This is a genomic window from Epibacterium sp. Ofav1-8 (assembly GCF_022348185.1).
Taxonomy (GTDB): Bacteria; Pseudomonadota; Alphaproteobacteria; order Rhodobacterales; family Rhodobacteraceae; genus Epibacterium.
On record NZ_JAKRFD010000006.1, the window covers coordinates 256,604 to 278,528 of the forward strand.

A 21,925-nucleotide genomic window follows, 5' to 3' on the forward strand; every position below is an offset into this window, starting at 1 on the left:
GTGGCCCTGCGCGCCAAGGATGCAACAACACTGCACGCCAGTTGCGTCGCGCTCGATGGGCGCGGCGTTCTGATTTGTGGCACGTCCGGAAGTGGCAAATCGACGCTGGCGCTGGAATTGATGTCGCGGGGCGCGGCGCTTGTGGCGGATGATCGCACCGAGGTGAGCCGATCCCAAACGCAGCTGTTCGCCCGCGCACCGGAGGCGATTTCGGGCCTGATCGAGGCGCGTGGTGTTGGTCTCTTGAAGGCGGCAGCCGTGGCGGAGGTACAACTCCATCTCATTGTCGACATGGATGAACTTGAAACGCAGCGGCTCCCACGCCACGTAACCAAACAGATGCTGGGGGTGACGCTGCCCCTGTTGAAGCGCGTGGATGCGCGCCATTTTCCAGCGGCGCTGATCCAATATCTGAAAGGCGGAGCCATTGACCCCGACGGAGATCGAGACCGGCCCTGACACGGCCCCTGCTGGCGCCTCGCCGCGCCCACCTCTGGTGCTGGTGACCGGCCCATCGGGGGCCGGGCGGACCACGGCGATCAACGTGCTGGAGGATCTGGATTTCGAGGCGATCGACAATTTGCCGCTGCGGCTGGTGCCGGGGCTGGTGGATGCGGGCGGCGCAGATCGGCCTTTGGTGCTGGGGCTTGATCCACGCAACCGTGATTTCTCGACCGAGGCGCTGGTGGATCTGATCGACAGGCTGAAGGCGCGCCGCAGTTTCGAGACCACGGTGTTCTACCTGGATGCAAAGCCCGAGGTGTTGCTGCGGCGTTTCTCGGAAACGCGACGCCGGCATCCGTTGTCGCCCGCCGAAAGCCCGGAGCTGGGCGTCGCGCGGGAGCTGGACCTGATGCGCCCGATCCGGGATCGCGCGGACATGCTGGTGGACACGTCGGAGCTGAACGTGCACCAGCTGCGCGCGGAGGTGGAGCAGCTCTTTGCGCCGAAGGGACGCATGCTGGCCGTGGCGTTGCACAGTTTTTCCTACAAACGGGGGATCCCCCGCAGCGTCGATATGGTGTTCGATTGCCGGTTTCTCGCCAACCCGTATTGGGACCCTGCGCTGCGCGACTATGACGGGCGGGACCAGGTGGTACAGGATCACGTGCGCGCGGATGCACGGTTCCAGGGCTTCTTTGACCGGGTCCTCGATCTGACGCTGAGTTTGCTCCCTGCCTATCGGGAGGAGGGGAAGTCGCATTTTTCCATTGCCTTTGGCTGCACAGGTGGGCAACACCGTTCCGTCACATTGGCGGAAACACTGGCAAAGGCCCTTGCGCGCGAGGGGCAGCAGGTGTCAATTAGGCACCGCGAGCTGCCTGGCCAGCAATTGAAGTGAGAGAGCCGCTTGATCGGGATCGTGATCGTCGCACACGGAGGTTTGGCCAAGGAATACCTGGCCGCCGTTGAACATGTTGTTGGGCGCCAGCCTGCGCTGATGGCGATTGCCATCGGCCCTGAAGACGACCGCGATGCCAAGCAGGACGAGATCTGTTCGGCAGCGAACTCCGTCGACATCGGCGACGGCGTGGTTGTGGTGACGGATCTGTTTGGGGGCAGCCCCTCGAATCTCAGCCTGCGCGCCTGTGCACCCGCCAATCGCCGGATTCTCTACGGCGCCAATCTCCCCATGCTGATCAAACTGGCAAAGTCCCGCCATCTGCCGGTGGCGGATGCGGTGCGTCACGCAATGGAAGCGGGGCGCAAGTATATCAATTCTCAAAATGTGAACCCCGAAGGGGGAGCGGCAGAATAAATGGCTCGAAAAACACTCAAAATCATAAATGAAAAGGGCCTGCACGCCCGCGCCTCGGCCAAGCTGGTGGAGGTTGTCGAGGGCTTTGACGCATCTGCCGAAGTGGTCAAGGACGGCATGTCCGCCTCCGGCGACAGTATCATGGGGCTTTTGATGTTGGCAGCGTCCAAGGGAACGACTATTGACGTCGAAACCTCGGGACCGGACGCGGATGCGTTGGCCTCTGCCGTCGAAGCCTTGGTGGCTGACAAGTTCGGCGAAGGCTACTAGTCTGTCGGAACGGTCCAAAAAGACGGGACGGGTGAAAGTGGCTGACACCGCGCATAACAACAACTCCGGCCTCGCGCCGCAGGACACGCAGGCCCCCAAGGGCACATCCACGGGCGAGATCTATGATCGGCGCACCCTGACCTATGCCAATTCCTTCGATGATCGCTGGACCTCGCTGGCGATCCGTACGCTGGAGTGGGTCACGGGCAAGTTCACCATCCTGCGCATGGTGTCGAAATTCGAAAAGCGCAATGCCGACTACCGCGGCAACAAGTTCTGGCGCGGGGCGCTGGATGTCATGGGCATCAAGCTGCAAACGCCCGAGGAACAGATCCAGCGTATCCCCGAGGAGGGGCCGGTGGTGGTCGTGGCCAACCATCCGCACGGCATGGTGGACGGCATGATCTTTGCCGATCTGATTGGTCGGAGGCGTCTGGACTATCGTATCCTGACGCGGTCGGTCCTGACCGGGCTGGACGAGGCCGCAACGTCTTTCATGATCCCGGTGCCCTTCCCGCATGATCCGGATGCGCAGCGCAAGATGGTGGAAATGCGCGCCAAGGCGATGGCCCATCTGAAGGAGGGCGGCGTCGTGGCGCTGTTCCCGTCCGGCGTGGTGATGTCCTCTGACAGCTGGTGGGGTCCGGCGGTGGAGCGGGAGTGGAATGTGTTCACCGCACAGCTGATCCGCCGGTCCGGCGCCAAGGTGGTGCCGATGTTCTTCCCCGGGCGAAACTCGCGCGCCTATCAGATTGCCTGTCAGGTCTCGCCGATACTGCGGCAGGGGTTGCTGCTGCATGAGATCGTGCGGTCCTGCAACAAACCCCAGGCCCCTGTGGTAGGGGAGGCGCTGACGGAGGCGCAGATGGAACGTCTGCACAGCGATCCGCGCGGTTTCATGGCCTGGCTGCGGGAGCACACGCTCAGCCTGGGCCAGAAAGACTGAGGTTGAAGGGCTTCTGAGTCACCAAAGCAGCAGCCCCGAAGCCCTCGCCCCTGATCCCGGCCTGGAAAAACCACCCCCATTCCGCAAGAAAAATAGCGGTTTCCACGCCCTTGGGGGCGCGGAGCCTCCGCGATTTGTCTGGCGGCCCGGGCGCGGCCTTGCCCGTTGGAGCTTAGGCGGCGAGGGCTCCGAAGCAGCAGCGAGAGCCGGGTTTCAGCGCGTCGGGACGGGTGTTTCGCCGCGGTAGTCGTAGAAGCCGCGCTGCGTCTTGCGGCCAAGCCAACCGGCCTCGACATATTTGGTGAGCAGCGGGCAGGGGCGATATTTGGTATCGGCGAGCCCGTCGTGCAATACGTTCATGATCGCCAGGCAGGTGTCGAGGCCGATGAAGTCGGCCAGTTCCAGCGGGCCCATCGGGTGGTTGGCGCCCAGCTTCATTGATTCGTCGATCGAGCGCACGGAGCCCACGCCCTCGTAGAGCGTATAGACCGCCTCGTTGATCATCGGCATCAGGATGCGGTTGACGATGAAGGCGGGGAAGTCCTCGGCGCTGGCAGCCGTCTTGCCGAGCTTTTCGACCACGGCCTGGCAGGTCTGGAAAGTTTCCTCGTCGGTGGCGATGCCGCGGATGAGTTCCACCAGTTGCATCACCGGTACCGGGTTCATGAAGTGGAACCCCATGAAGCGCTCCGGACGGTCGGTGCGGCTGGCGAGACGGGTGATCGAGATCGAAGAGGTGTTCGAGGTGAGAATCGTATGCGGTTGCAGATGCGGCAGGAGATCTTCGAAAATCGCCTGCTTGACGGCCTCGCGCTCCGTTGCCGCCTCGATCACCAGGTCGGTCTGCCCCAGATCCGCCAGGGTCAGAGTGGTGGAGATCCGCTCCATCGCCGCGGTGACATCGGCATCCGAGATCTTGCCCCGGCTGGCCTGGCGGGCAAGGTTTTTCTGGATCAGGGACAGGGCGCTGTCCAGCGCTTGCTGGCTTATGTCGTTGAGAACAACATGAAATCCGGAGAGCGCCATGACATGGGCAATGCCGTTGCCCATTTGACCCGCACCGATAACCCCGACTGTTTTAACGTCCATGATGGATGGCCTTTCCTTGTGCCTGCCCAGTGCCTGCGGCCGGATACTAATGGTTTCGCGCCCGCAGAAACAAGGCTGATCGACGCCGTTTTCAGCAAATTCGCCGATTAGCGGTTTGGAAAGATTCGGGCTGCAATATGGCTCTTGGGTGAAAAAGTGGTGGAAGAAATGAGCTATGAACTCAAAAGCGCGGATGCGCTTGTGAGCGAGCTGTGCAGCTACGGCGAGTCACGGCTTCGGGTCCGGGGCCCAGAGCGCGATCTGCGCGATCCTTATATCAGCTTTCTCGGCGGGACCGAGGTTTTTGGCCGGTTTATCGAACGCCCCTTTCCGCAAGGTGTCGAAGGGCAGGTGGGGCTAGCCTGCGTCAACCTCGGGTGTGTGAACGCAGGGGTGGATGCCTTCCTGCATGACGACAGCCTGATGGAAATTGCCGCCGGCGGACAATTGACGATCCTGCAGGTGATGGGGGCGCAGAACCTCAGCAACAGTTTCTACAAGGTGCACCCGCGCCGCAATGACCGGTTCCTGCGACCCTATGATGCGCTTGTGCATCTGTTTCCCGAAGTGGACTTCACCGACTACCATTTCAACAAGCACATGCTGACCTCATTGCGGGCCATCTCTGAGGATCGCTTTGCGCGTGTCTGTGCAGATCTGCAGGAGACCTGGCTGACCCGCATGGGGCGGCTGATCGGCATGCTGAACGGTGACGTTGTGCTGTTGTGGTTGCGCTATGACATGGGCGCGGCAGAGACGCTGGGTCCGTCGCCGACGCTGGTGGAGCCCTCGATGCTTGATGTCCTGCGGCCCAGTGTTGCGGATGTGATCGAACTGGATGTGGCCACGGCCGAACAGGCGCAGGATATTCCCGGGATGATCTTTGGCGCGATGGATCTGCCTGCGGCGCGACTGATGCTGGGGCCAAAGGAACATGACCGGATTGCCGATGCGGTGGCTTCGCGGTTGCTGCGGGTTCTGGCTGCGGCCTGATGCGCGGCCCGCTGTCCACCGGAGGGGCGGGCACGTGCTATGTCAGCGCAAAAGAAAAGAGCCCACGCAATGCGTGGGCTCCTGTCATTTCTGATCGGGGCTGGCTCAGCCGAGCTTTTCGGTCAGCGCCGGAACCGCCTCGAAGAGATCCGCAACCAGACCGTAATCGGCAACCTGGAAGATCGGAGCCTCTTCGTCCTTGTTGATCGCAACGATGATCTTGGAGTCCTTCATGCCCGCGAGGTGCTGGATCGCGCCGGAGATGCCAACCGCGATATAGAGCTCGGGGGCGACGACCTTGCCGGTCTGACCCACCTGCCAGTCGTTCGGCGCAAAGCCCGAATCGACCGCCGCACGGGAGGCACCAACCGCCGCGCCCAGCTTGTCGGCCAGAGCTTCGATGATCTTGAAGTCTTCCTCGGAGCCGACGCCGCGACCACCGGAGACAACCACGCCTGCGGAGGTGAGTTCGGGGCGATCGCTCTCTGCGACCTTGTCCTCGACCCAGGACGACAGACCGGGGTTTTCTGCTGCGGAGATGGTGTCCACGGAGGCGGAACCACCTTCGCCGGCTGCGTCGAATGTCGAGGTCCGGAAGGAGATGACCTTCTTCGCGTCGGAGGATTTCACAACCTGGATCGCGTTGCCCGCATAGATCGGGCGCTCGAAGGTGTCGGCGTCCACCACGGCGGTCACGTCGGAGATCACCATCACGTCAAGCAGGGCTGCCACGCGGGGCAGGATGTTCTTGGCGTCGGTGGTCGCAGGCGCAACGATGTGGCTGTAGTCGGAGGCCAGACCGGCGATCAGCGCGGCGGTCGGTTCCGCCAGGCGGTGGCCGAGGCTTTCGTCTTCGGCAACCAGAACCTTGGCGACGCCGTCGATCTTGGCCGCGGCTTCACCGGCAGCAGCCGCTGTGGCGCCTGCCGCCAGGACGGTGACATCGCCCAGGGATTTTGCGGCGGAAACGGCCTTGGCGGTTGCGTCAAGGGACAGTTCGCCACTGGTGACTTCGGCAAGGAGAAGAACAGCCATTACACAGCTCCCGCTTCTTTGAGTTTCTCAACCAGCTCGTCGACGGAGCCCACCATGATGCCAGCGGAGCGGGCTTCGGGTTCCTTGGTCTCCACCACGGTCAGGCGCGGGGTGACGTCGACGCCGTAATCGGCGGCGGTTTTCTCGTCGAGCGGCTTTTTCTTTGCCTTCATGATGTTCGGCAGCGAGGCATAGCGCGGCTCATTGAGGCGCAGGTCCACGGTGACGATCGTCGGCATCTTGACGGAGATGGTCTGCAGACCGCCATCCACTTCGCGGGTCACCTTGGCGTCGTCGCCCTCGATGTCCACGGCGGAGGCAAACGTCGCCTGCGACCAGCCCAGCAGTGCGGAGAGCATCTGGCCGGTGGCGTTCATGTCGTTGTCGATCGCCTGCTTGCCGGCGAGCACGAGGCCCGGCTGCTCTTCCTCGACAACTTTGGCGAGGATCTTGGCGACCGCGAGCGGCTCGATGTCCTGGTGAACGTCATCTGCGGCGACCACGAGGATCGCACGGTCAGCACCCATGGCCAGCGCGGTGCGCAGGGTTTCCTGCGCCTGCTTGACGCCAATGGAGACGGCGACGACCTCATCGGCCTTGCCCGCTTCCTTGAGGCGGATCGCCTCTTCCACGGCGATTTCGTCGAAGGGGTTCATCGACATCTTGACGTTGGCGAGGTCGACACCGCTGCCGTCCGCTTTGACGCGGACTTTCACGTTGTAGTCGATCACGCGTTTGACAGGTACGAGTACCTTCATTGGGCGTTTCTCCTTAACAATCGGGGTTCGCTTGCGCGGCCCCATGAGTGCTCTCGGGGTGTTGATACCGGCTAGACGGGCGTGGCAACAGGGTAAAATCGTCACGTTTTGGCCCGCGGACGTCGCGTTCGCCAAAAGAACGTTTAATTTCGTTGCGGAAATTTGGCGGACGAAACCCGTGGTGAGGCACAAAGAAAGACCCCCGCGCCGGGTGACGCGGGGGATGTTTGCGTAAACATGCGCGAATCAGAGTTGCGGTGGACGCCACGCGGCTCAGCGGTTGGCGCCGGGGACCCAGAGCACGTCCTGTGCACCGTTGTCATTGGCGACGCGAGAGGCCACGAAAAACCAGTCCGACAGGCGGTTGAGGTAGATCAGGACCGAGGGATTGACGTCCTCGTCGGTGGCGAGTTCGGTTGCCAACCGTTCCGCGCGGCGCGCTACGGTGCGGCAGACATGGAGATGCGCCGAAAGGGCGCTGCCGCCCGGCAAAACAAAGCTGCGCAGAGGGGCCAGCGCCTTGTTCATCACGTCGATTTCGGCCTCCAGCCGGTCCACCTGGGCTTGCGCCATGCGCAGAGGGGGGTACTCGGCTTCGGCGTCCAGATGCATGTCCGGGCGGCACAGGTCGGCGCCAAGGTCAAAGAGGTCATTCTGGATCCGCGCCAGCGCCGCGTCCATCTCGCCCTCGGCAACCAGGCGGGCCACGCCCAGCTGGGCGTTCAACTCGTCCGAGGTGCCGTAGGCGGTGACGCGGGCAGAGTGTTTGGCGACGCGATCACCGTTGCCGAGCGCGGTATCGCCCTTGTCCCCGGTGCGGGTGTAGATCTTGTTCAGGACCACCATGGGTCAGTTCCCTCCTGCGCTGAGAGCGACGAAGCCCAGCAGCAGAACCACTGCCAGGAATTGAAAGAAGATGCGCAGACGCATCATCTTGTTGGCATTCTTGCGGTTGAAGTCGCCTCCGATTCCAAAGCCGCCAATCCCGATCGCCAGGACAATGACCACGGCCGCCATTGCCAGTATGCCCAGGATGTAAAGTGGTGTGCCCATTGTTGATCTGATCCTTTGTTGTCCGGTGGCGCGCGGCGTCGGGGCCGGGCCGCTCGACAGGTGATGCGACTATCTAAAGCGCAGGAGAATGCGGTCAATCGCCCGTGTCGAGAGAAACCGTCGCAGGGTGCCGGCAATGTAGGTGGGAGTGGTCACGTAATAGCGCGGACGCGGGCGGCGGGCCTCCAGCGCGCGGGCCAGTTTTTGCGATACCGCCGCAGGTGGCAGTTCAAAGGTATCGGGACCGCTGGAATGATACAGCCGCTTCAGGAGCGTCGCCTCGTAGCGGGCGCGGATGGGGGAGGCCTTCCAGTCGATGTGTTTCTCGAAATGCGGGATCGAGTTCTGTCGGATGTGCGATGTCACCGGGCCGGGTTCGATCAGCACGACGTGAATGCCGGTGTCGGCCAATTCCAGCCGCAAGGTGTCCGTCAGCCCTTCGAGCGCGAATTTGGTGGCCGCATAGGCGCCGCGCCAGGGGTAGCTGACCAGCCCCAGCACGGAAGAATTCTGAACGATCCGGCCATGCCCCTGTGCCCGCATCACCGGAATCATCTGCCGGGTCAGCTCATGCCAGCCAAAGAAGTTGGTCTCGAAGATTTCGCGCAGACCGTCTGTGGGCAGATCTTCGACGGCACCGGGCAGGCCGTGAGCGCCATTGTTGAACAGCGCGTCCAGGGTGCCGCCGGTTGCGTCCAGCACTTCGGCCAGGCCGCTGCGGATGCTGTCGGGGTCGGTGTAGTCGATGCGGGGACTGTCAAAGCCTTCGCCGCGCAACCGGTCACAGTCGCTGGCCTGCCGGCAGGAAGCAAAGACGCGCCAGCCGCGTGCCCGCATATCGCGGGCGGCGGCATAGCCAATGCCGGTCGAACAGCCTGTGATCAGCAGTGTCTTGGTCATGTCGGGCTCCGGAAGTAGGGTCCGGGGCCGAGTTATGACCCTTTCGCGCTCAGCAGGGAAGCGGCAATCCAGCCCACCTGACCGGTTTTGGGGGTTTCGAGCAATGCCCAGCCCGAGGGATCGTCGTTCAGCACCCGCACCTGATCGCCAGCCAGGAGCTGCACCAGCACCGGAAAGCGGGTTCCGGGCCCAAGCCGCACATTGGCCCGCGATGCCCGCACGCGGCGTAAGTCTCCGACCGGCTCCGGGGCGGCAACGGTGGCGACGGGCTGCGGGGTGGCTGCGGTGATCGACGCCAATCCGCCTTCGAGCGCGCCGATCTGCAACCCGGTGGCCGGCAGGCTGAGCGAGATCCGCTGCGGTTCGGGCGTGCTGTGCTGGGTTGTGTTCAGCCCCGTGCCGCGCGGGGTGCCGGGCGCGGGGGTGTCGCGGTTGCCGGATGCAGTCTTGATCGCCGCAGGTGGCGGTCCCTGATAAGGTGTCAGCACCGGCGCACCGAGGCGGATTTCAGCCGGGCTGCTGACAATGCGATTCCGGTTTCGCTTTGAATCGGCGAGGGTTTCCTGCCGCTGGATGAGGCTGTCGGGCGGTGCGGGTGGCTCAAAATCGGCACCACCGCTCAATTCGTAGAACGCCAATGCCAACCCGGCAAAGGACACAATCAAAAACCGCGACATGGCGCGTACCCCCTACAAATGATCGCTTCAAACCTCGTGCGGTCCCGGTGTCGACGGCTTCCCCTCGCGCTTGGACAACGTCGGGGACGGCGGCCGGGGTCCCAATGGCAGTTGGGAGAATCGCCCGTGACGCGATCAATACATCACAATCTTAGCATAAAATGAGGGGAGCCGCGGCGGTTTCCTCCCCTTAGGCCGCGCGCAGAGGCCAAAGGCGACGCAACGCGTGTTGAGCGCGCCGGTCGAGGCTTTCATCTGTTGATAACCTGCCAAGGCCGCTTGCCGCTCGACGAGGGGAGCAGTATCACGAGAACATGACCGACCTGGTAGATGATCCGACTCCCCCCGAAATGCCTCAAGAAGGCGAGATTCTGGAACCGTTGCGCCGTGCGATCGGCGAACGTTACCTGACCTATGCGCTGAGCACGATCATGCACCGGGCGCTGCCCGATGCGCGCGACGGGCTGAAGCCGGTGCATCGGCGCATCCTCTATGCGATGAACCGCCTGCGGCTCAGCTCCAGTGGCGGCTTTCTGAAGTCCGCCAAGATCTCCGGCGACACGATGGGCGATTTCCACCCCCATGGCGATGCGGCGATCTATGACGCGATGGCGCGGCTGGCGCAGGATTTTGCGGTCCGCTACCCGCTGGTCGACGGTCAGGGCAACTTTGGCAATATCGACGGCGACAATCCGGCGGCCTCGCGCTACACCGAGGCGCGCATGACCTTCATCGCTGAGGCGATGCTGGAGGGGCTGAACGAAGACTCGGTCGATTTTCGCGACAACTACGACGGCCGCCTCCAGGAACCCTCGGTTCTGCCGGCGACCTTTCCGAATATCCTTGCGAACGGCGCCAGCGGCATTGCCGTCGGGATGGCGACCAATATTCCACCGCATAACATCGCCGAGCTGATCGACGCCTGTATCCATCTGATCAAGGCGCCCAACGCGGGCGACGACACGCTGCTGCAATATGTGCCGGGTCCGGATTTCCCGACCGGGGGCACCATCGTGGAGCCCAAGGAAAACATCGCCCAGGCCTATCGCACCGGGCGCGGCTCTTTCCGTCTGCGCGCCACCCACGAGATCGAAGATCTGGGGCGGGGGCAATGGCAGATCGTCATCACCGAGATCCCCTATCAGGTGCAGAAGTCCAAGCTGATCGAGAAGATTGCCGAGGTCATCCAGACCAAGAAGGTGCCGATCCTCGCCGATGTACGCGACGAGAGCGCCGAAGACATCCGCATCATTCTGGAACCGAAATCCAAGAACGTCGACCCTGAGGTCCTGATGGGGCTGATGTATCGCAACTCCGATCTGGAGGTGCGGTTCTCGCTCAACATGAACGTGTTGATCGACGGGGTCACGCCCAAGGTCTGCTCGATGAAAGAGGTGCTGCGCGCCTTCCTCGATCACCGCCGTGATGTGCTTCAGCGTCGCTCGCGCCACCGGATGGCGAAGATCGACCACCGGCTTGAGGTGCTCGACGGTTTCATCATCGCGTTTTTGAACCTCGACCGGGTGATCGACATCATCCGTTATGACGATGATCCCAAAGCGGCATTGATGCGTGAAAACTGGGATCGCGAACATCCCCGCGCCTTTACCGAGGCGGAATATGTCACGCCTGCTGCCGGCGACGGCGAACTCTCCGAGGTGCAGGCCGAGGCGATCCTCAACATGCGCCTGCGCTCCTTGCGCAAGCTTGAAGAGATCGAACTCACCCGCGAGCGCGATGCTCTGCGTGAAGAACGCAAGAGCCTTGCGGAGCTTCTGGACAGCGAAGATCTGCAGTGGAAGAAGATCACCGAACAGCTGCGCGAGACCAAGAAACAGTTCGGCAAGGACTATTCGGGAGGCGCGCGGCGCACCCAGTTTGCCGAGGCGGGCGAGGTCGAGGATGTGCCGCTTGAGGCGATGATCGACCGCGAGCCGATCACCGTGGTGTGCTCGCAGATGGGCTGGATTCGCGCGATGACGGGCCATATCGACCTAGGTCGCGAACTGAAGTTCAAGGACGGCGACGGCCCGCGTTTCATCTTTCACGCGGAAACCACCGACCGGCTCCTGGTGTTCGGCTCCAACGGGCGGTTCTACACCCTGTCAGCGGCCAATCTGCCCGGCGGTCGCGGCATGGGGGAGCCTCTGCGCCTGATGGTGGATCTGCCCAACGAGGTCGAAATCGTCGATCTCTTCATCCACAATCCCGAAGGCCGCCTGCTGGTGGCGTCGGATGCGGGCAACGGGTTTGTCTGCGCCGAAAAGGAAATCGTGGCGCAGACCCGAGGCGGCAAACAGGTGTTGAACGTCAAGGACGACGAGCGCGCCAAGATCTGTATCCCGGTCTCGGGCGATCACGTTGCGGTGGTTTCGGAGAATGGCAAATTCCTGGTGTTCTCGATCGAGGAAATGCCGGAGCTCACCCGCGGCAAGGGCGTGCGGCTGCAGAAATACAATATGGCACGCGGGCGTCAGGGGGCGCTGGAACTGGACGGCGGGCTGGCCGATGTCACCACGTTCAACTGGGACGAAGGGCTTCAGTGGGAGATGGGCGGCGGCAAGACCCGTCACGAGACCGACCTCAGCCAATGGCTGGGCAAGCGGGCCGGGGTTGGCAAGCGGCCGCCCTATGGGTTCCCGAAGTCCTACAAGTTCAAATAGCGGCAACAACTTGCCGGAAAACATGTGGCCCCCGCGCAACCGCGCGGGGGTTCGCCGTTGTGCGGGTTTACCGGCAGGGAAGTCCCGGTCTATCACTTGGCGACCCTGATCCGACCGCGAGATAGAGAATGTTGATGATCCGCACCTTTGCGCTTCTGGCCGTCACCGCCCTGCTGGCCGCCTGTACCCCGCCCAGCCCCGATGACGCGTTGCGTGATCTTGGCAGTTTCAAGCTTGGCCACAATATCGTGGTTGCCCCCAAGGTGCAGATGGTGCCCGGATCCCGCAAGGTGGAGCCGGATGAATGGGTCGATCTGCTGACCAATGAGATGGCGGCGCGCTTTTCGCAGTACGAAGGCGACCAGCTCTATCACTTCGGCCTGAGCGTGGAGGGCTATTTCGTCGCGCCCGGTGGCGTGCCGCTGGTGCTGAGCCCGAAATCGGTGCTCGCCGTGAAGGTCACCGTCTGGGATGACGCCGCGAACCAGAAGCTGAACGCCGAGCCGAAGACCTTCACCGTGTTCGAGACCACCTCGGGAGAGAGCTTCCTGGTGGGCTCGGGACATGCCCGCACCCGCGAAGAACAGATGCTGGGATTGGCGCGCAACGCGGTCAGGGAAATCGAGGTCTGGATGGCGGAGCAGCACCAGGAAAACGGCTGGTTCGCGCCCGATGCCCCGGAGGCCGCAGAGGCACCGCCGCAGGCGGATGCGACCCCGGCCAGCGAGTAGCGCGTTTGTCAAGAACGAACCGCTTGATTTTTGCGCGTAAACCAAATAAGCCGCGCGCGCAGAGGAAACCGGGTCCGGTCGGACCCCCCAATTTTCAAAGGGGCGCCTAAGGAATGGCAAAGGAAAAGTTTGAGCGTAATAAACCGCACGTCAACATCGGCACCGTTGGCCACGTTGACCACGGTAAAACCACGCTGACCGCAGCAATCACCAAATACTTCGGCGACTTCCGCGCCTACGACCAGATCGACGGCGCACCGGAGGAAAAAGCTCGCGGTATCACCATCTCCACCGCCCACGTGGAATATGAAACCGAGACCCGCCACTACGCGCACGTCGACTGCCCCGGCCACGCTGACTATGTGAAAAACATGATCACCGGTGCGGCGCAGATGGACGGCGCCATCCTGGTTGTGAACGCAGCCGACGGCCCGATGCCCCAGACCCGCGAGCACATCCTGCTGGCGCGTCAGGTTGGCGTTCCTGCGTTGGTCGTGTTCATGAACAAGGTGGACCAGGTCGACGACGAAGAGCTGCTGGAGCTCGTCGAGATGGAAATCCGCGAACTGCTGTCCTCCTACGACTTCCCGGGCGACGATATCCCGATCATCGCGGGCTCCGCGCTGGCGGCGATGGAAGGCAACAACCCGGAAATCGGCGAAGAGAAGATCAAGGAACTGATGGCGGCCGTGGATGACTACATCCCGACCCCCGAGCGCGCTGTCGACCAGCCGTTCCTGATGCCGATCGAAGACGTGTTCTCGATCTCCGGCCGCGGTACCGTTGTGACCGGCCGTGTGGAGCGTGGCGTGATCAACGTTGGCGACGAAATCGAAATCGTCGGCATCCACGACACCAAGAAAACCACCTGCACCGGTGTGGAAATGTTCCGCAAGCTGCTGGACCGCGGTGAAGCCGGCGACAACATCGGCGCCCTGCTGCGCGGTGTCGACCGTGACGGCGTTGAGCGTGGTCAGGTTCTGTGTAAGCCGGGCTCCGTGACCCCGCACACCAAATTCGAGGCAGAAGCCTACATTCTGACCAAAGAAGAAGGTGGCCGTCACACCCCGTTCTTTGCGAACTACCGTCCGCAGTTCTACTTCCGCACCACCGACGTGACCGGCACCGTGACCCTGCCGGAAGGCACCGAGATGGTGATGCCGGGCGACAACCTGAAGTTCGAAGTTGAACTGATAGCGCCGATCGCGATGGAAGACGGTCTGCGTTTCGCCATCCGCGAAGGCGGCCGCACCGTCGGCGCTGGCGTTGTGTCCAAGATCCTGGCGTAAGCCAGGATCGCATTGACGCGCCATACGGACTGTGTCGAAGATCCTCGCGTAAGTCTCGCGAAAATCTGAGAATAGAGAGGGCCTCCCAACGGGAGGCCCTTTTTTATGGTGTCAGGAAGCCTGCCACGTGTTGTGCCCGGTCGCCGGTGCTGCACTGAGCTGCGTCATGCGCTGAGGGCAAATTCCCTGCACGGAACGCCAACTTCCCTCTTGCACAGGCTGTCCGTCTGGCATAGGAACTGCCGCACTACAGGGGTATAGCTCAGTTGGTAGAGCGACGGTCTCCAAAACCGTAGGTCGCGGGTTCGAACCCTGCTGCCCCTGCCAGTAAAATCAACGACATAGGCCGAGTGACCGAGAGCGCAGCACCTGCGTTTGGGAGTTCATTTGGGAACTTTGCCGCTGTTTCCGAACATTTCCAGCTTTTTGATAGCCGATTCAGCAAGCTCCGAATCCCGGCTTAGATAGTGTTCGTCCAGGATGGCGCCGACGTCCTTCATGCTGTGCCCGGTGATGGTCGCAATCTCAGCTTCAGAGCAGCCAGCGATGGCGAGGCGTGTCACAGCCGTGCCGCGCAAGTCGTGGAACGTAAGCCCGACGATCTTTGCTTTAGCGACAGCTTTGCGCCATGAGGCGCTAAAGCCTTGGCTGGTCCAAGACGTGCCGTGAATGGTCGTCAGAATGGTTTCGGCAGTCTCGCTCTTTTCCAAGGCATCCAGTGCCGCCCGCAGGGGCGTTGCGATGGGAATAACCACCCGGCGCTGGGTCTTGCTCTGTCGCAGGCGAATGTGTGTGCCATCGTAGGCGCTCCAGGTGAGCCGTAGAAGGTCACCTTGCCTCTGTCCGGTCCACACGGCCATCAGATACGCAAGGCAGAGCCTCTGCGGCGCTATTTTGAGGAAGGCCGCCTCATCGGCGTGCGTCCATATGCTTTCGGAGCGTTTCGCGCGATACAGTTTCCCCGGCCTTTCGCACGGGTTGGCATCGGTCAAGCCGCGATCATACGCCCAAGCGAGAATCGAGGCAAAGGTGGCGAAGACATAGTCGGCCTGACGTCGCGATTTGAGCGCCATCTCATCGCGCCAAGACAAAAACTCCGCTCGAGCTCTGCGGTCGGTGAGGGCCTTTATGGGAAAGTCCCCAAACCGTTCCTCAATCCTCCGAATATGTCCCACGTAGTCACGGCGTGTTCGTTCCGCGAGGCCTGCCCACTTTGGTGTGTCTTGATACTGATTGAGTATGGCTTGAAGGTTATCTTTGTTGTGCGTCACCTTCTGCTGAACAGCGTCGTTGTATGCTGCCATGAACTCGGGATCGCCCGGCTTCCCGGGAAGGCGCGGTCCGCCCTTCCACGCGTAGTAGTAAGTGACCTTCGCGCCGCTGGCCAATCTGGACGTAACCTTGTTGATGCCCTTTAGCTTAACTCGCATGTTGTTTTGTCTTCCATTCGTCGAAGGGGGAGGCCGGGATCGCAGCTTGCTCATTTTCCGGCAGGAAACGCACAGTTCCTGCATCGGTCACGATCTCCACAACTGCTCTGGGGTCGTTGGTGCGTGCTGCGTTGATGAAGCGCTGAATTTGTGCGGCGGTGAACTGCTGTTTTCTGGCCATCAGTTTTTCCCTTCAGATCTGCGCATTCTCCGAATGCAACGGTTCATGATTGTTTGGCGCTCACTGATGAGGTCAGACAGATTCGCTTTCTTTAGTTCGATCCGCACGTGGAGCTTTGCTAGTCGGCGCAGCTCCGCGTCTTGCGCGAAATGAAGCCACATGGCCTTTAGGCCAAATGGCTGGTTTCTGCGCTTCGGCTGAGGCGGTGTCTGTGTAGTGGCGGCCACTGTACAGGGCAGCGGCTTCGGAAGAGGCGGCATTGCTACATCCATCGTTTTGGGGTGCGGCGCGTGTGTGTGAGTGGTGGTCAGCGCGGTGCTGGCGCAGGCAATTGCCCGTTGTAGGGACAATCCGGGCGGCCATCGCTGGCCCGGCGGGGCACGCGCGCAGAGGCGGTCTTGATCCAGTTGCTCAGGGCGCTTTGGCGGGACGTGCCGGTGCATTGAATGCCCATCAGCTCGACCAGCCAGAGCGCCTCATCGTGGGTCCATGCATCTGTCATGGGCGCAGTGATGCGCCCGCCGAGGTCTGAGAGCTGTTCGGACCTTTGATGCATCGGCGTCGCCTTGAGTATCTCCGTCGCGGCATAGAGCGCGAGGGTGTTGATCTCGGTAGATGATGCGCGGGCGGTGGGCAACTTGGAGGATTGATCCGCCCGCGCCAGATCCGCACCGCAGGAGCGGTGCGAAACCTCGGGACAGTCGGCGGCGCGCAATCCTCGAACGCGCCGCGTGTGTTCATTGGTCTCAGAGGGGCGGGGCCCTCGGGATGCGTCCGCCATGGATGCGGAAGCGTGAGAGATAGGGTTTGTCATTGCGGGTGCGCCTTGCCTTACGCCGCATGGGGGCCGTGCGGGGTGATCTGGCGATCTGCCATAACACGGCGGACCTTCTGGCCGACGCGGTCGAGAACCTGCTCGGTCGGTTCCGGCGTCGGCGCCGGGCGCTCGATCAGATGCGCAGCGCGCAAGCGTGCTGGGTCAAAGCCCTGGCCGCGTGCGGCCTTCAGTGTTGCCCAGGCTGTTGTGAACAGGTGCGGGCTGTCGAGGTGTTCCTCGGGTGAGCCTGCGATCTGCTGCGCGTCCCGCAGCACGGTTTCCAGTCTGTCTTGCATTCAATCCTCCATCGGTTGATGATCGAACGATAATTCACAAAAAGTGGATATTGCAATACTAAAAACACAATTTGTGGATTTTCGGGTTTCATCAAGTGATTCAATGCTCTGCAAAGCGAGGGTTCCCGACACCTCAGAAGATCGATTGACCTGTGTTAGGACGAAGTTCTATTCATGGAACAAAAACGGAACACGCAACAGGCAAAAGAGCGTATGAAGGTAGTGGATAAGAGGTTAGACAGGATGATCGAGATTGCAGACGAGTTGGACGTGCCTCTGGATCACGTGGTGAAGCACATCGGCCGGAGCGATCAGAGGGCTTTTGAGGCAGTCTCGGAGAGGCCATCCCTTCTGCCCCGGTATATGAAATCCAACGTTACACCGTAGGTTTCACAGAGTCTCTCGGCGCTTTCTACGGGGATTCGCCGGAGACCTTTCTCCCAGTTGTTCACTTGAGTCGCGTTGAAGCCGTGCTTGGCAGCCCATTCCTTCTGGTTCGCGTCGGGAGCGAACGCTTTGCGAATGGCGACTAGGCGATCAGCGATCTCAGGGTAGGATTTGTTGGCTATGTTCATAGGCTCTTTGGATCACATTTTGTGAATTTTGGGCAAACCACAAAATGTGGACTTGAGTGAATCCACAAAACGTGGATATTGCGCTTATGATGAACGTTTCCCAGATAGCCGACATGATCGGCAGAAAAGAGATCGCAGATACTGTCAGCGTTGGGCCTACAGCCGTGAGCAATGCGATAGCGCGGGGGGCCTTTCCGGCGTCCTGGTATCTGAGCATCAAGATCTTGTGCGAGGCTCGGGGCGTGAAATGCGAAACCGCATGGTTCGCGATGGTGCGACCTTCCTCGCAGAAGGACGCAGCCGCATGAGCCGCCCGCGTCTAACCCTGATCGTGAACAATGATGTGCCATGCGACCAGCCTGGCACGTCAGCTGACCAAGCGTCTTGGTCAAATCAGTTGGACCCTCATGCGCTGAAGGTCAGCGCGCCTGACCTTTGGTCGGCCTATTTCCACGCGCGGTTTCACAGCCCGCGCGAGGTGGCGCTGTTTTGCGATGTCTCGTTTCAGACCGCGCTCAACTGGTGGGGCGCGATGACAGCACCCGCCAGCCATACCGCCTTGCTGATGATCCTGACCGATCCCGGCGCGGCGGCGTTCTTTCAGGATCAATTGGCGAGGGCCGCATGATGGCGCAGAATTCCTCACCCCGGATCGAGCGGATCGCCTATCAGATCTGGTGGCTGATCCAGGACAGTGCCGGCGAATGCACCCTGCGGGATATGGCGGAGTTTACCGGCGCTTCGATGCGCACCTGCACCCAGATCTGCCGCCATCGCGGCTGGGCCGGGGCCTATCGCAAAATGGCGCAGAGACCCGCGGCAGAGTGCGGCCCGCGGATGATCGAGGCGCTGGATGGTGAGCTGTCCGCTCTGTTTGGGGAGGCGGCCTGATGTTGAATGCAGCAGGTTTGCAGCCGGTCCCGACCGATGATCTGCCGGAGTATCCGCTGGGGTCTGAGGATCGGCTCGACAGCCATTACTTCATGGCCTGGGAACGGCGGCGCTGGCTCAACTCGGATATGCGCCTCAAGGGCACGCCGGAATGTCGGGCGCTCTACTTTGATCTGATCAATATCTCATACGATCAGACGCCGGTCGGCACGGTGCCGCAGGATCTGGAGACGCTGGCCAAGCTGCTGCTGGTGGATCCCGGGCATTTTCGTGCGCTGTGCAAGCTGGACTATGGCCCACTGCACAAATGGACACCCTGTATCTGCGAGGGCGGCGAGGTGCGTCTGATGCACCCGATGGTGCTGCGCACGCTGACCGAGGCGCTGTCGCGGAAAGAGGACAATCGCGCCAAGCACGAGGCGGCCAATGCGGCCAAGCGCTTGCAGCGCTTGCGCTCGACCGTGGCGGGCTATCACGCCGAGCTCGCGAAGAATGACGCCGCCATCCGCTGGATGGATGAATGGCTTGTCCAGGAGGGCTGCGAATACCGCAACGCCACCTGGATCGAACGCGCGATGCAGTCCTGGTCGACACATATGTTTGACCTCGGCCAAGCGCGCTCCGGAACTCACCGAACATTGTCCTGACACTGTCCAAGACTGTCCGGCGGACAGTTCAAGACAGTCTCGGACAGTCTCAGACTGTCCTGCACGACAGGGATAGAGACAGAGACATAACAAAACAGAAGGACAGTTGCCGGACACATTGAAGTCGGCGGCTGTGGATAACTCGGATTTGCTGAGAAATGAGGTGCAGAAATGGATGCAAAGGAACAGGCCGCCGGTGAGGCGCGGGTGCAGGAGGTGTTGATCACACCGCTGGAGGCGCTGGGGCTGGCGCGGCCCTCGACGCTGACCAAGGCGCAGTTTGCGGTGATGCTGGGCGAGCTGCGCCAGAAGCTGGCGTATATGTCGCCCGCCAGCATCGCAGTGCTGCGGGATTGGGTTGAGGCGCACCCCGGTGGCAAGGACAAGGATCGGTTCCCGATTGGGCTCAAGATCCTGAACAAGGCGCGCGAGATCCAACCGCCGGAGAGCGGGCCATCGCCGCTGATGCTCAAGGTATTCGGCCATCCGCTGGGGCAGGAGGCGATGGCCGGCGGCTGGGCGCCCGAGCTGCTGCGCTATCTGAGGGGCGCGCGGGAATGGCCGGGTCGCTACACCATCACCCAGATCCGCAATGAGGCGGATGAGGCGGTGCGGCGGATCGCGGACATCGAAATGCGGGCAGGGCGCGGGGATCACCTGTCGACCGAGGATGAGAGCTTTCGCGCCCGCAGGTCTGAAGCACTGCAGAAATGTCGCGAGATCGCAGACCAGGCGCAGCGGGGTGCAGCAGCATGAGTGAGCATGTTGTGATCGTGGCCCCCGATGGCGTGGCGGATCTGACCCCGGTGGCAAAGTTTATGGCGGCGCGCCAACGGCGATTGCAGGCGGAGGAGGACCGAATCCAGGCGGTGAAAGAGCAGGGCTATGTGCCGGAGGTCTGCGGCGATGCCATCCCCGAGGCGCCGGCCCGGGGAGCGATCCGCGTGTTCCAACCGATGAGCCTGTTTCCTGAAGGTGAAAACGACTGGAAAGCCTGCCCCTCGGGCTACCGTGGCCGGTCAGCCATGCAGCGGGCGGATGTGTTCGACGTGATGACGGCCAAAGCGGCCAGCAACGGCAAGCCCGCGCCATTTACCCGCGCGCAGGTGGCCGCAGGGCGGTATTATCGGGATCTGGTCGAACGCCACGCCTCTGCCGGTGTCCGGTGTTCGTCTGTCGAAGCCATCCGCAGTGGCGGTGGTGGTGGCAGTGGCAGCTTCATCGATGCAGTGCTGCGGGATCGCGAAGAGATCGAGTGGATCCAAAGGCGCATCGGCACTGGCACTGCCATGGCCGTGCGCAAGATCCGCCCGTCCAAGCGTGGCTCACGCGTGAACATCACGGATCGGCGGCTGGTGGATATGGTGTGTCTGGAGGACAAGCCGATCAGCGCGGTATTGCGGGCAAATGGGTGGAGTGTGCGGGGGCAGACCTCAGGAGCGTTGCGGCAGGCTTTGGCTGAGGTGTTGGAGCGGATGGTTTGGTGAGGGCTGAAATCAGCCCAAATACGACACTCATGCAAGGTGCAGCGATATCTTTGCTGCAAGCGCGAACGATCTCCTGAGAGCCGACCTTCGAAAGGCTCCGATGACCAGGGCGATGCCGCGCTCAGCTCAGATGCCAGCAAAGCGCAGAACGCGAGCTTTGCAAAGTCGTGATTTTGACCTGTGGAGCGGCGGCCCCAGGTTGCACGAGCAGTAGGAAAAGCGGCCACTCGATACAAGCGCACCTATGATGGGAAAGAGGTGGAAATTTGTCTGAACGAAGCATATCGGCGGTGGCGAGCTTAGCCTTCTCGATCTGCCCATTGCATTAGCTCTGGTTCAGCGTGGAAGTCTCCAACCCTAAACAACGCATCGATTTTCCTTAGATTTTTCATTGCGTCGGCGGGCAATTCGACTTCAACTTCAAAATTTTCCCGCAGCCCCTTCGCAGTTTTTTCTACATTGCTTAGAACATAGTGTGCAACATTTTCCGTTTCAGAAACCTTGAATAGATCACGCATTTCAAAATGTAGCGCTTTAAGCTCCTCGCGGCGCTTTTTATGGCCCTCCTGATCCGTTGCAGGGTTGCCAAATTCTGCAGTGATGGCGTCTTGCGCTTTCGAATACGCAGGCGTGAGAGTTCTCTGAATCCTTTCAGACAGGAAAGATACAGCATCAAACACCATCACCCTATAGACCTTTTCCTTTAGCGGAAGAAAGTCAATCTTCTGACCAAGCGTGTCGTGCTGGCCGACAAGTTCTTCATACAGGGCCCAGCGATCAGGCCATTCTGAGCCTCCCCCAAACCTCCCGGTCATTACTTTCATCATCACAATTTCACGAGTGTAAACTTGCACAATGTTTTTCAAGCGATCAATGAGATCAGCGGCTTCTTTCTGTTTGTCTTCCCAGAGCTCGGCTTCAAATCCCAATCCCTTGAACCGCTTGAAGCGAGAGACGTTACCATAAACCAAACAAAGAAAGGCCATGACAAAGGTTGCAGTGGCTCCAGCTACGTCATTCATGATCAAAAACCGGATGCTGAATGCCAGAAACACGAGTGCGATCAAAAACAAAAAGCTTCGTTCCCAGTTGATTTTAATCCAACCCCACATCCTAACATCCTCATCCTAAAGTTTGGGCGAGAGTACAGTGGAAGACGAGCATTGTGAACGACCGAAACTTCCACCGACAGCTCATCCGGGGCATTGCTACAAAGGAGGACTTCTAGATGATCATAGCCCCCAAGGGCGCCAACAAAACCTGCTGAGTGGCTGACTTTGTGAAGGGCGCTATCTGCGCTTCACCGCCCCTGGTGCTGACCGCAGCATACGAAAGAGCAGCCGCCGCTTTCTGAATGGCATCTTTTGGGAACCCTTCACACATGCAGAAGAGATTTCGCTGCGCCTCGCATAAATGTCGTAGTTGGGCTGGCTGACGT

General features: G+C 61.2%; 27 protein-coding genes and 1 tRNA gene. 15 read left to right on the forward strand and 13 right to left on the reverse strand.

The window, feature by feature from the left end:
• Positions 1–6: 6 nt before the first annotated feature.
• From MHM97_RS12220 to MHM97_RS12240, 5 genes are read left to right on the forward strand one after another with little or no spacing between them, the layout of a single operon-like run.
• Positions 7–459, forward strand: a complete 453-nt coding sequence (locus MHM97_RS12220; protein WP_239322668.1) for an HPr kinase/phosphorylase — start codon at positions 7–9, stop codon at positions 457–459.
• Entirely contained in the window at positions 443–1,342 is a 900-nt protein-coding gene (gene rapZ / locus MHM97_RS12225; RefSeq protein ID WP_239322669.1) for an RNase adapter RapZ, read from the forward strand. The genes MHM97_RS12220 and rapZ overlap by 17 nt, the downstream gene beginning before the upstream one ends.
• Before the next feature lie 9 nt (positions 1,343–1,351).
• On the forward strand, positions 1,352–1,759 hold the full coding sequence (locus tag MHM97_RS12230; protein ID WP_239322633.1) for a PTS sugar transporter subunit IIA: 408 nt from the start codon (positions 1,352–1,354) through the stop codon (positions 1,757–1,759).
• On the forward strand, positions 1,760–2,029 hold the full coding sequence (locus tag MHM97_RS12235) for an HPr family phosphocarrier protein (protein ID WP_239322634.1): 270 nt from the start codon (positions 1,760–1,762) through the stop codon (positions 2,027–2,029).
• Between the two features lie 37 nt (positions 2,030–2,066).
• Positions 2,067–2,975 carry a lysophospholipid acyltransferase family protein gene (locus MHM97_RS12240; RefSeq protein WP_239322670.1) on the forward strand — a complete coding sequence of 303 codons (909 nt, stop codon included), beginning with the start codon at positions 2,067–2,069 and terminating at the stop codon, positions 2,973–2,975.
• A 213-nt stretch (positions 2,976–3,188) separates the two neighbouring features.
• Here MHM97_RS12240 and MHM97_RS12245 read toward each other — a convergent pair whose 3' ends face one another.
• Positions 3,189–4,064: a 3-hydroxybutyryl-CoA dehydrogenase gene (locus MHM97_RS12245; RefSeq protein ID WP_239322635.1), complete on the reverse strand. Its 876-nt coding sequence runs from the start codon at positions 4,062–4,064 to the stop codon at positions 3,189–3,191.
• 168 nt (positions 4,065–4,232) lie between these two features.
• Between MHM97_RS12245 and MHM97_RS12250 the strand changes: the two genes are divergently transcribed.
• Entirely contained in the window at positions 4,233–5,057 is an 825-nt protein-coding gene (locus MHM97_RS12250; protein WP_239322636.1) for a DUF6473 family protein, read from the forward strand.
• A 105-nt stretch (positions 5,058–5,162) separates the two neighbouring features.
• Here MHM97_RS12250 and MHM97_RS12255 read toward each other — a convergent pair whose 3' ends face one another.
• The 6 genes from MHM97_RS12255 to MHM97_RS12280 form a co-directional block, all read right to left on the reverse strand.
• Positions 5,163–6,092: an electron transfer flavoprotein subunit alpha/FixB family protein gene (locus tag MHM97_RS12255; RefSeq protein WP_239322637.1), complete on the reverse strand. Its 930-nt coding sequence runs from the start codon at positions 6,090–6,092 to the stop codon at positions 5,163–5,165.
• Positions 6,092–6,850 (reverse strand): electron transfer flavoprotein subunit beta/FixA family protein, encoded by a 759-nt coding sequence (locus MHM97_RS12260; RefSeq protein ID WP_239322638.1) that lies wholly within the window; start codon positions 6,848–6,850, stop codon positions 6,092–6,094. The genes MHM97_RS12255 and MHM97_RS12260 overlap by 1 nt, the downstream gene beginning before the upstream one ends.
• Positions 6,851–7,123: 273 nt before the next feature.
• Entirely contained in the window at positions 7,124–7,696 is a 573-nt protein-coding gene (locus tag MHM97_RS12265) for a cob(I)yrinic acid a,c-diamide adenosyltransferase (protein WP_239322639.1), read from the reverse strand.
• A 3-nt stretch (positions 7,697–7,699) separates the two neighbouring features.
• Positions 7,700–7,903: a twin transmembrane helix small protein gene (locus MHM97_RS12270; protein ID WP_239322640.1), complete on the reverse strand. Its 204-nt coding sequence runs from the start codon at positions 7,901–7,903 to the stop codon at positions 7,700–7,702.
• Positions 7,904–7,972: 69 nt separating this feature from the next.
• Complete coding sequence (locus MHM97_RS12275; protein ID WP_239322641.1) at positions 7,973–8,803, reverse strand: SDR family NAD(P)-dependent oxidoreductase; 831 nt, start codon at positions 8,801–8,803, stop codon at positions 7,973–7,975.
• 32 nt (positions 8,804–8,835) lie between these two features.
• On the reverse strand, positions 8,836–9,480 hold the full coding sequence (locus tag MHM97_RS12280; RefSeq protein WP_239322642.1) for an SH3 domain-containing protein: 645 nt from the start codon (positions 9,478–9,480) through the stop codon (positions 8,836–8,838).
• A gap of 314 nt (positions 9,481–9,794) precedes the next feature.
• Here MHM97_RS12280 and MHM97_RS12285 point away from each other — a divergent pair, with 314 nt between their 5' ends.
• The 4 genes from MHM97_RS12285 (at position 9,795) to MHM97_RS12300 (ending at position 14,490) form a co-directional block, all read left to right on the forward strand.
• On the forward strand, positions 9,795–12,143 hold the full coding sequence (locus MHM97_RS12285) for a DNA topoisomerase IV subunit A (RefSeq protein WP_239322643.1): 2,349 nt from the start codon (positions 9,795–9,797) through the stop codon (positions 12,141–12,143).
• A 134-nt stretch (positions 12,144–12,277) separates the two neighbouring features.
• Positions 12,278–12,874 carry a hypothetical protein gene (locus tag MHM97_RS12290; RefSeq protein ID WP_239322644.1) on the forward strand — a complete coding sequence of 199 codons (597 nt, stop codon included), beginning with the start codon at positions 12,278–12,280 and terminating at the stop codon, positions 12,872–12,874.
• Between the two features lie 113 nt (positions 12,875–12,987).
• Positions 12,988–14,163, forward strand: coding sequence for an elongation factor Tu (gene tuf / locus MHM97_RS12295; protein WP_239322645.1), 1,176 nt, complete (start codon positions 12,988–12,990; stop codon positions 14,161–14,163).
• A 251-nt stretch (positions 14,164–14,414) separates the two neighbouring features.
• Positions 14,415–14,490, forward strand: a tRNA-Trp gene (locus tag MHM97_RS12300).
• 56 nt (positions 14,491–14,546) lie between these two features.
• Here MHM97_RS12300 and MHM97_RS12305 read toward each other — a convergent pair.
• The 5 genes from MHM97_RS12305 to MHM97_RS12325 form a co-directional block, all read right to left on the reverse strand.
• Positions 14,547–15,593, reverse strand: a complete 1,047-nt coding sequence (locus MHM97_RS12305) for a tyrosine-type recombinase/integrase (RefSeq protein WP_239322646.1) — start codon at positions 15,591–15,593, stop codon at positions 14,547–14,549.
• Complete coding sequence (locus MHM97_RS12310) at positions 15,583–15,774, reverse strand: hypothetical protein (RefSeq protein ID WP_239322647.1); 192 nt, start codon at positions 15,772–15,774, stop codon at positions 15,583–15,585. The genes MHM97_RS12305 and MHM97_RS12310 overlap by 11 nt, the downstream gene beginning before the upstream one ends.
• 307 nt (positions 15,775–16,081) lie before the next feature.
• On the reverse strand, positions 16,082–16,489 hold the full coding sequence (locus MHM97_RS12315; RefSeq protein ID WP_239322648.1) for a hypothetical protein: 408 nt from the start codon (positions 16,487–16,489) through the stop codon (positions 16,082–16,084).
• Between the two features lie 116 nt (positions 16,490–16,605).
• Positions 16,606–16,887: a hypothetical protein gene (locus tag MHM97_RS12320; RefSeq protein WP_239322649.1), complete on the reverse strand. Its 282-nt coding sequence runs from the start codon at positions 16,885–16,887 to the stop codon at positions 16,606–16,608.
• 311 nt (positions 16,888–17,198) lie between these two features.
• Positions 17,199–17,462: a helix-turn-helix domain-containing protein gene (locus MHM97_RS12325; protein WP_065332141.1), complete on the reverse strand. Its 264-nt coding sequence runs from the start codon at positions 17,460–17,462 to the stop codon at positions 17,199–17,201.
• Positions 17,463–17,766: 304 nt separating this feature from the next.
• Between MHM97_RS12325 and MHM97_RS12330 the strand changes: the two genes are divergently transcribed.
• The 5 genes from MHM97_RS12330 (at position 17,767) to MHM97_RS12350 (ending at position 20,487) form a co-directional block, all read left to right on the forward strand.
• Positions 17,767–18,090: a hypothetical protein gene (locus tag MHM97_RS12330; protein WP_239322650.1), complete on the forward strand. Its 324-nt coding sequence runs from the start codon at positions 17,767–17,769 to the stop codon at positions 18,088–18,090.
• Positions 18,087–18,353 carry a hypothetical protein gene (locus MHM97_RS12335; protein WP_239322651.1) on the forward strand — a complete coding sequence of 89 codons (267 nt, stop codon included), beginning with the start codon at positions 18,087–18,089 and terminating at the stop codon, positions 18,351–18,353. Before MHM97_RS12330 ends, MHM97_RS12335 begins: the two co-directional genes overlap by 4 nt.
• Positions 18,353–19,000, forward strand: coding sequence for a hypothetical protein (locus tag MHM97_RS12340; protein ID WP_239322652.1), 648 nt, complete (start codon positions 18,353–18,355; stop codon positions 18,998–19,000). The genes MHM97_RS12335 and MHM97_RS12340 overlap by 1 nt, the downstream gene beginning before the upstream one ends.
• 171 nt (positions 19,001–19,171) lie before the next feature.
• Positions 19,172–19,756, forward strand: a complete 585-nt coding sequence (locus MHM97_RS12345; RefSeq protein ID WP_239322653.1) for a hypothetical protein — start codon at positions 19,172–19,174, stop codon at positions 19,754–19,756.
• The gene (locus tag MHM97_RS12350) at positions 19,753–20,487 is read left to right on the forward strand and encodes a hypothetical protein (RefSeq protein ID WP_239322654.1); all 735 of its coding nucleotides are present in this window, start codon (positions 19,753–19,755) and stop codon (positions 20,485–20,487) included. Before MHM97_RS12345 ends, MHM97_RS12350 begins: the two co-directional genes overlap by 4 nt.
• A 299-nt stretch (positions 20,488–20,786) precedes the next feature.
• Here MHM97_RS12350 and MHM97_RS12355 read toward each other — a convergent pair whose 3' ends face one another.
• A complete protein-coding gene (locus tag MHM97_RS12355) occupies positions 20,787–21,599 on the reverse strand; it encodes a hypothetical protein (protein WP_239322655.1) in 813 nt (270 codons plus the stop codon).
• Positions 21,600–21,925 lie beyond the last annotated feature (326 nt).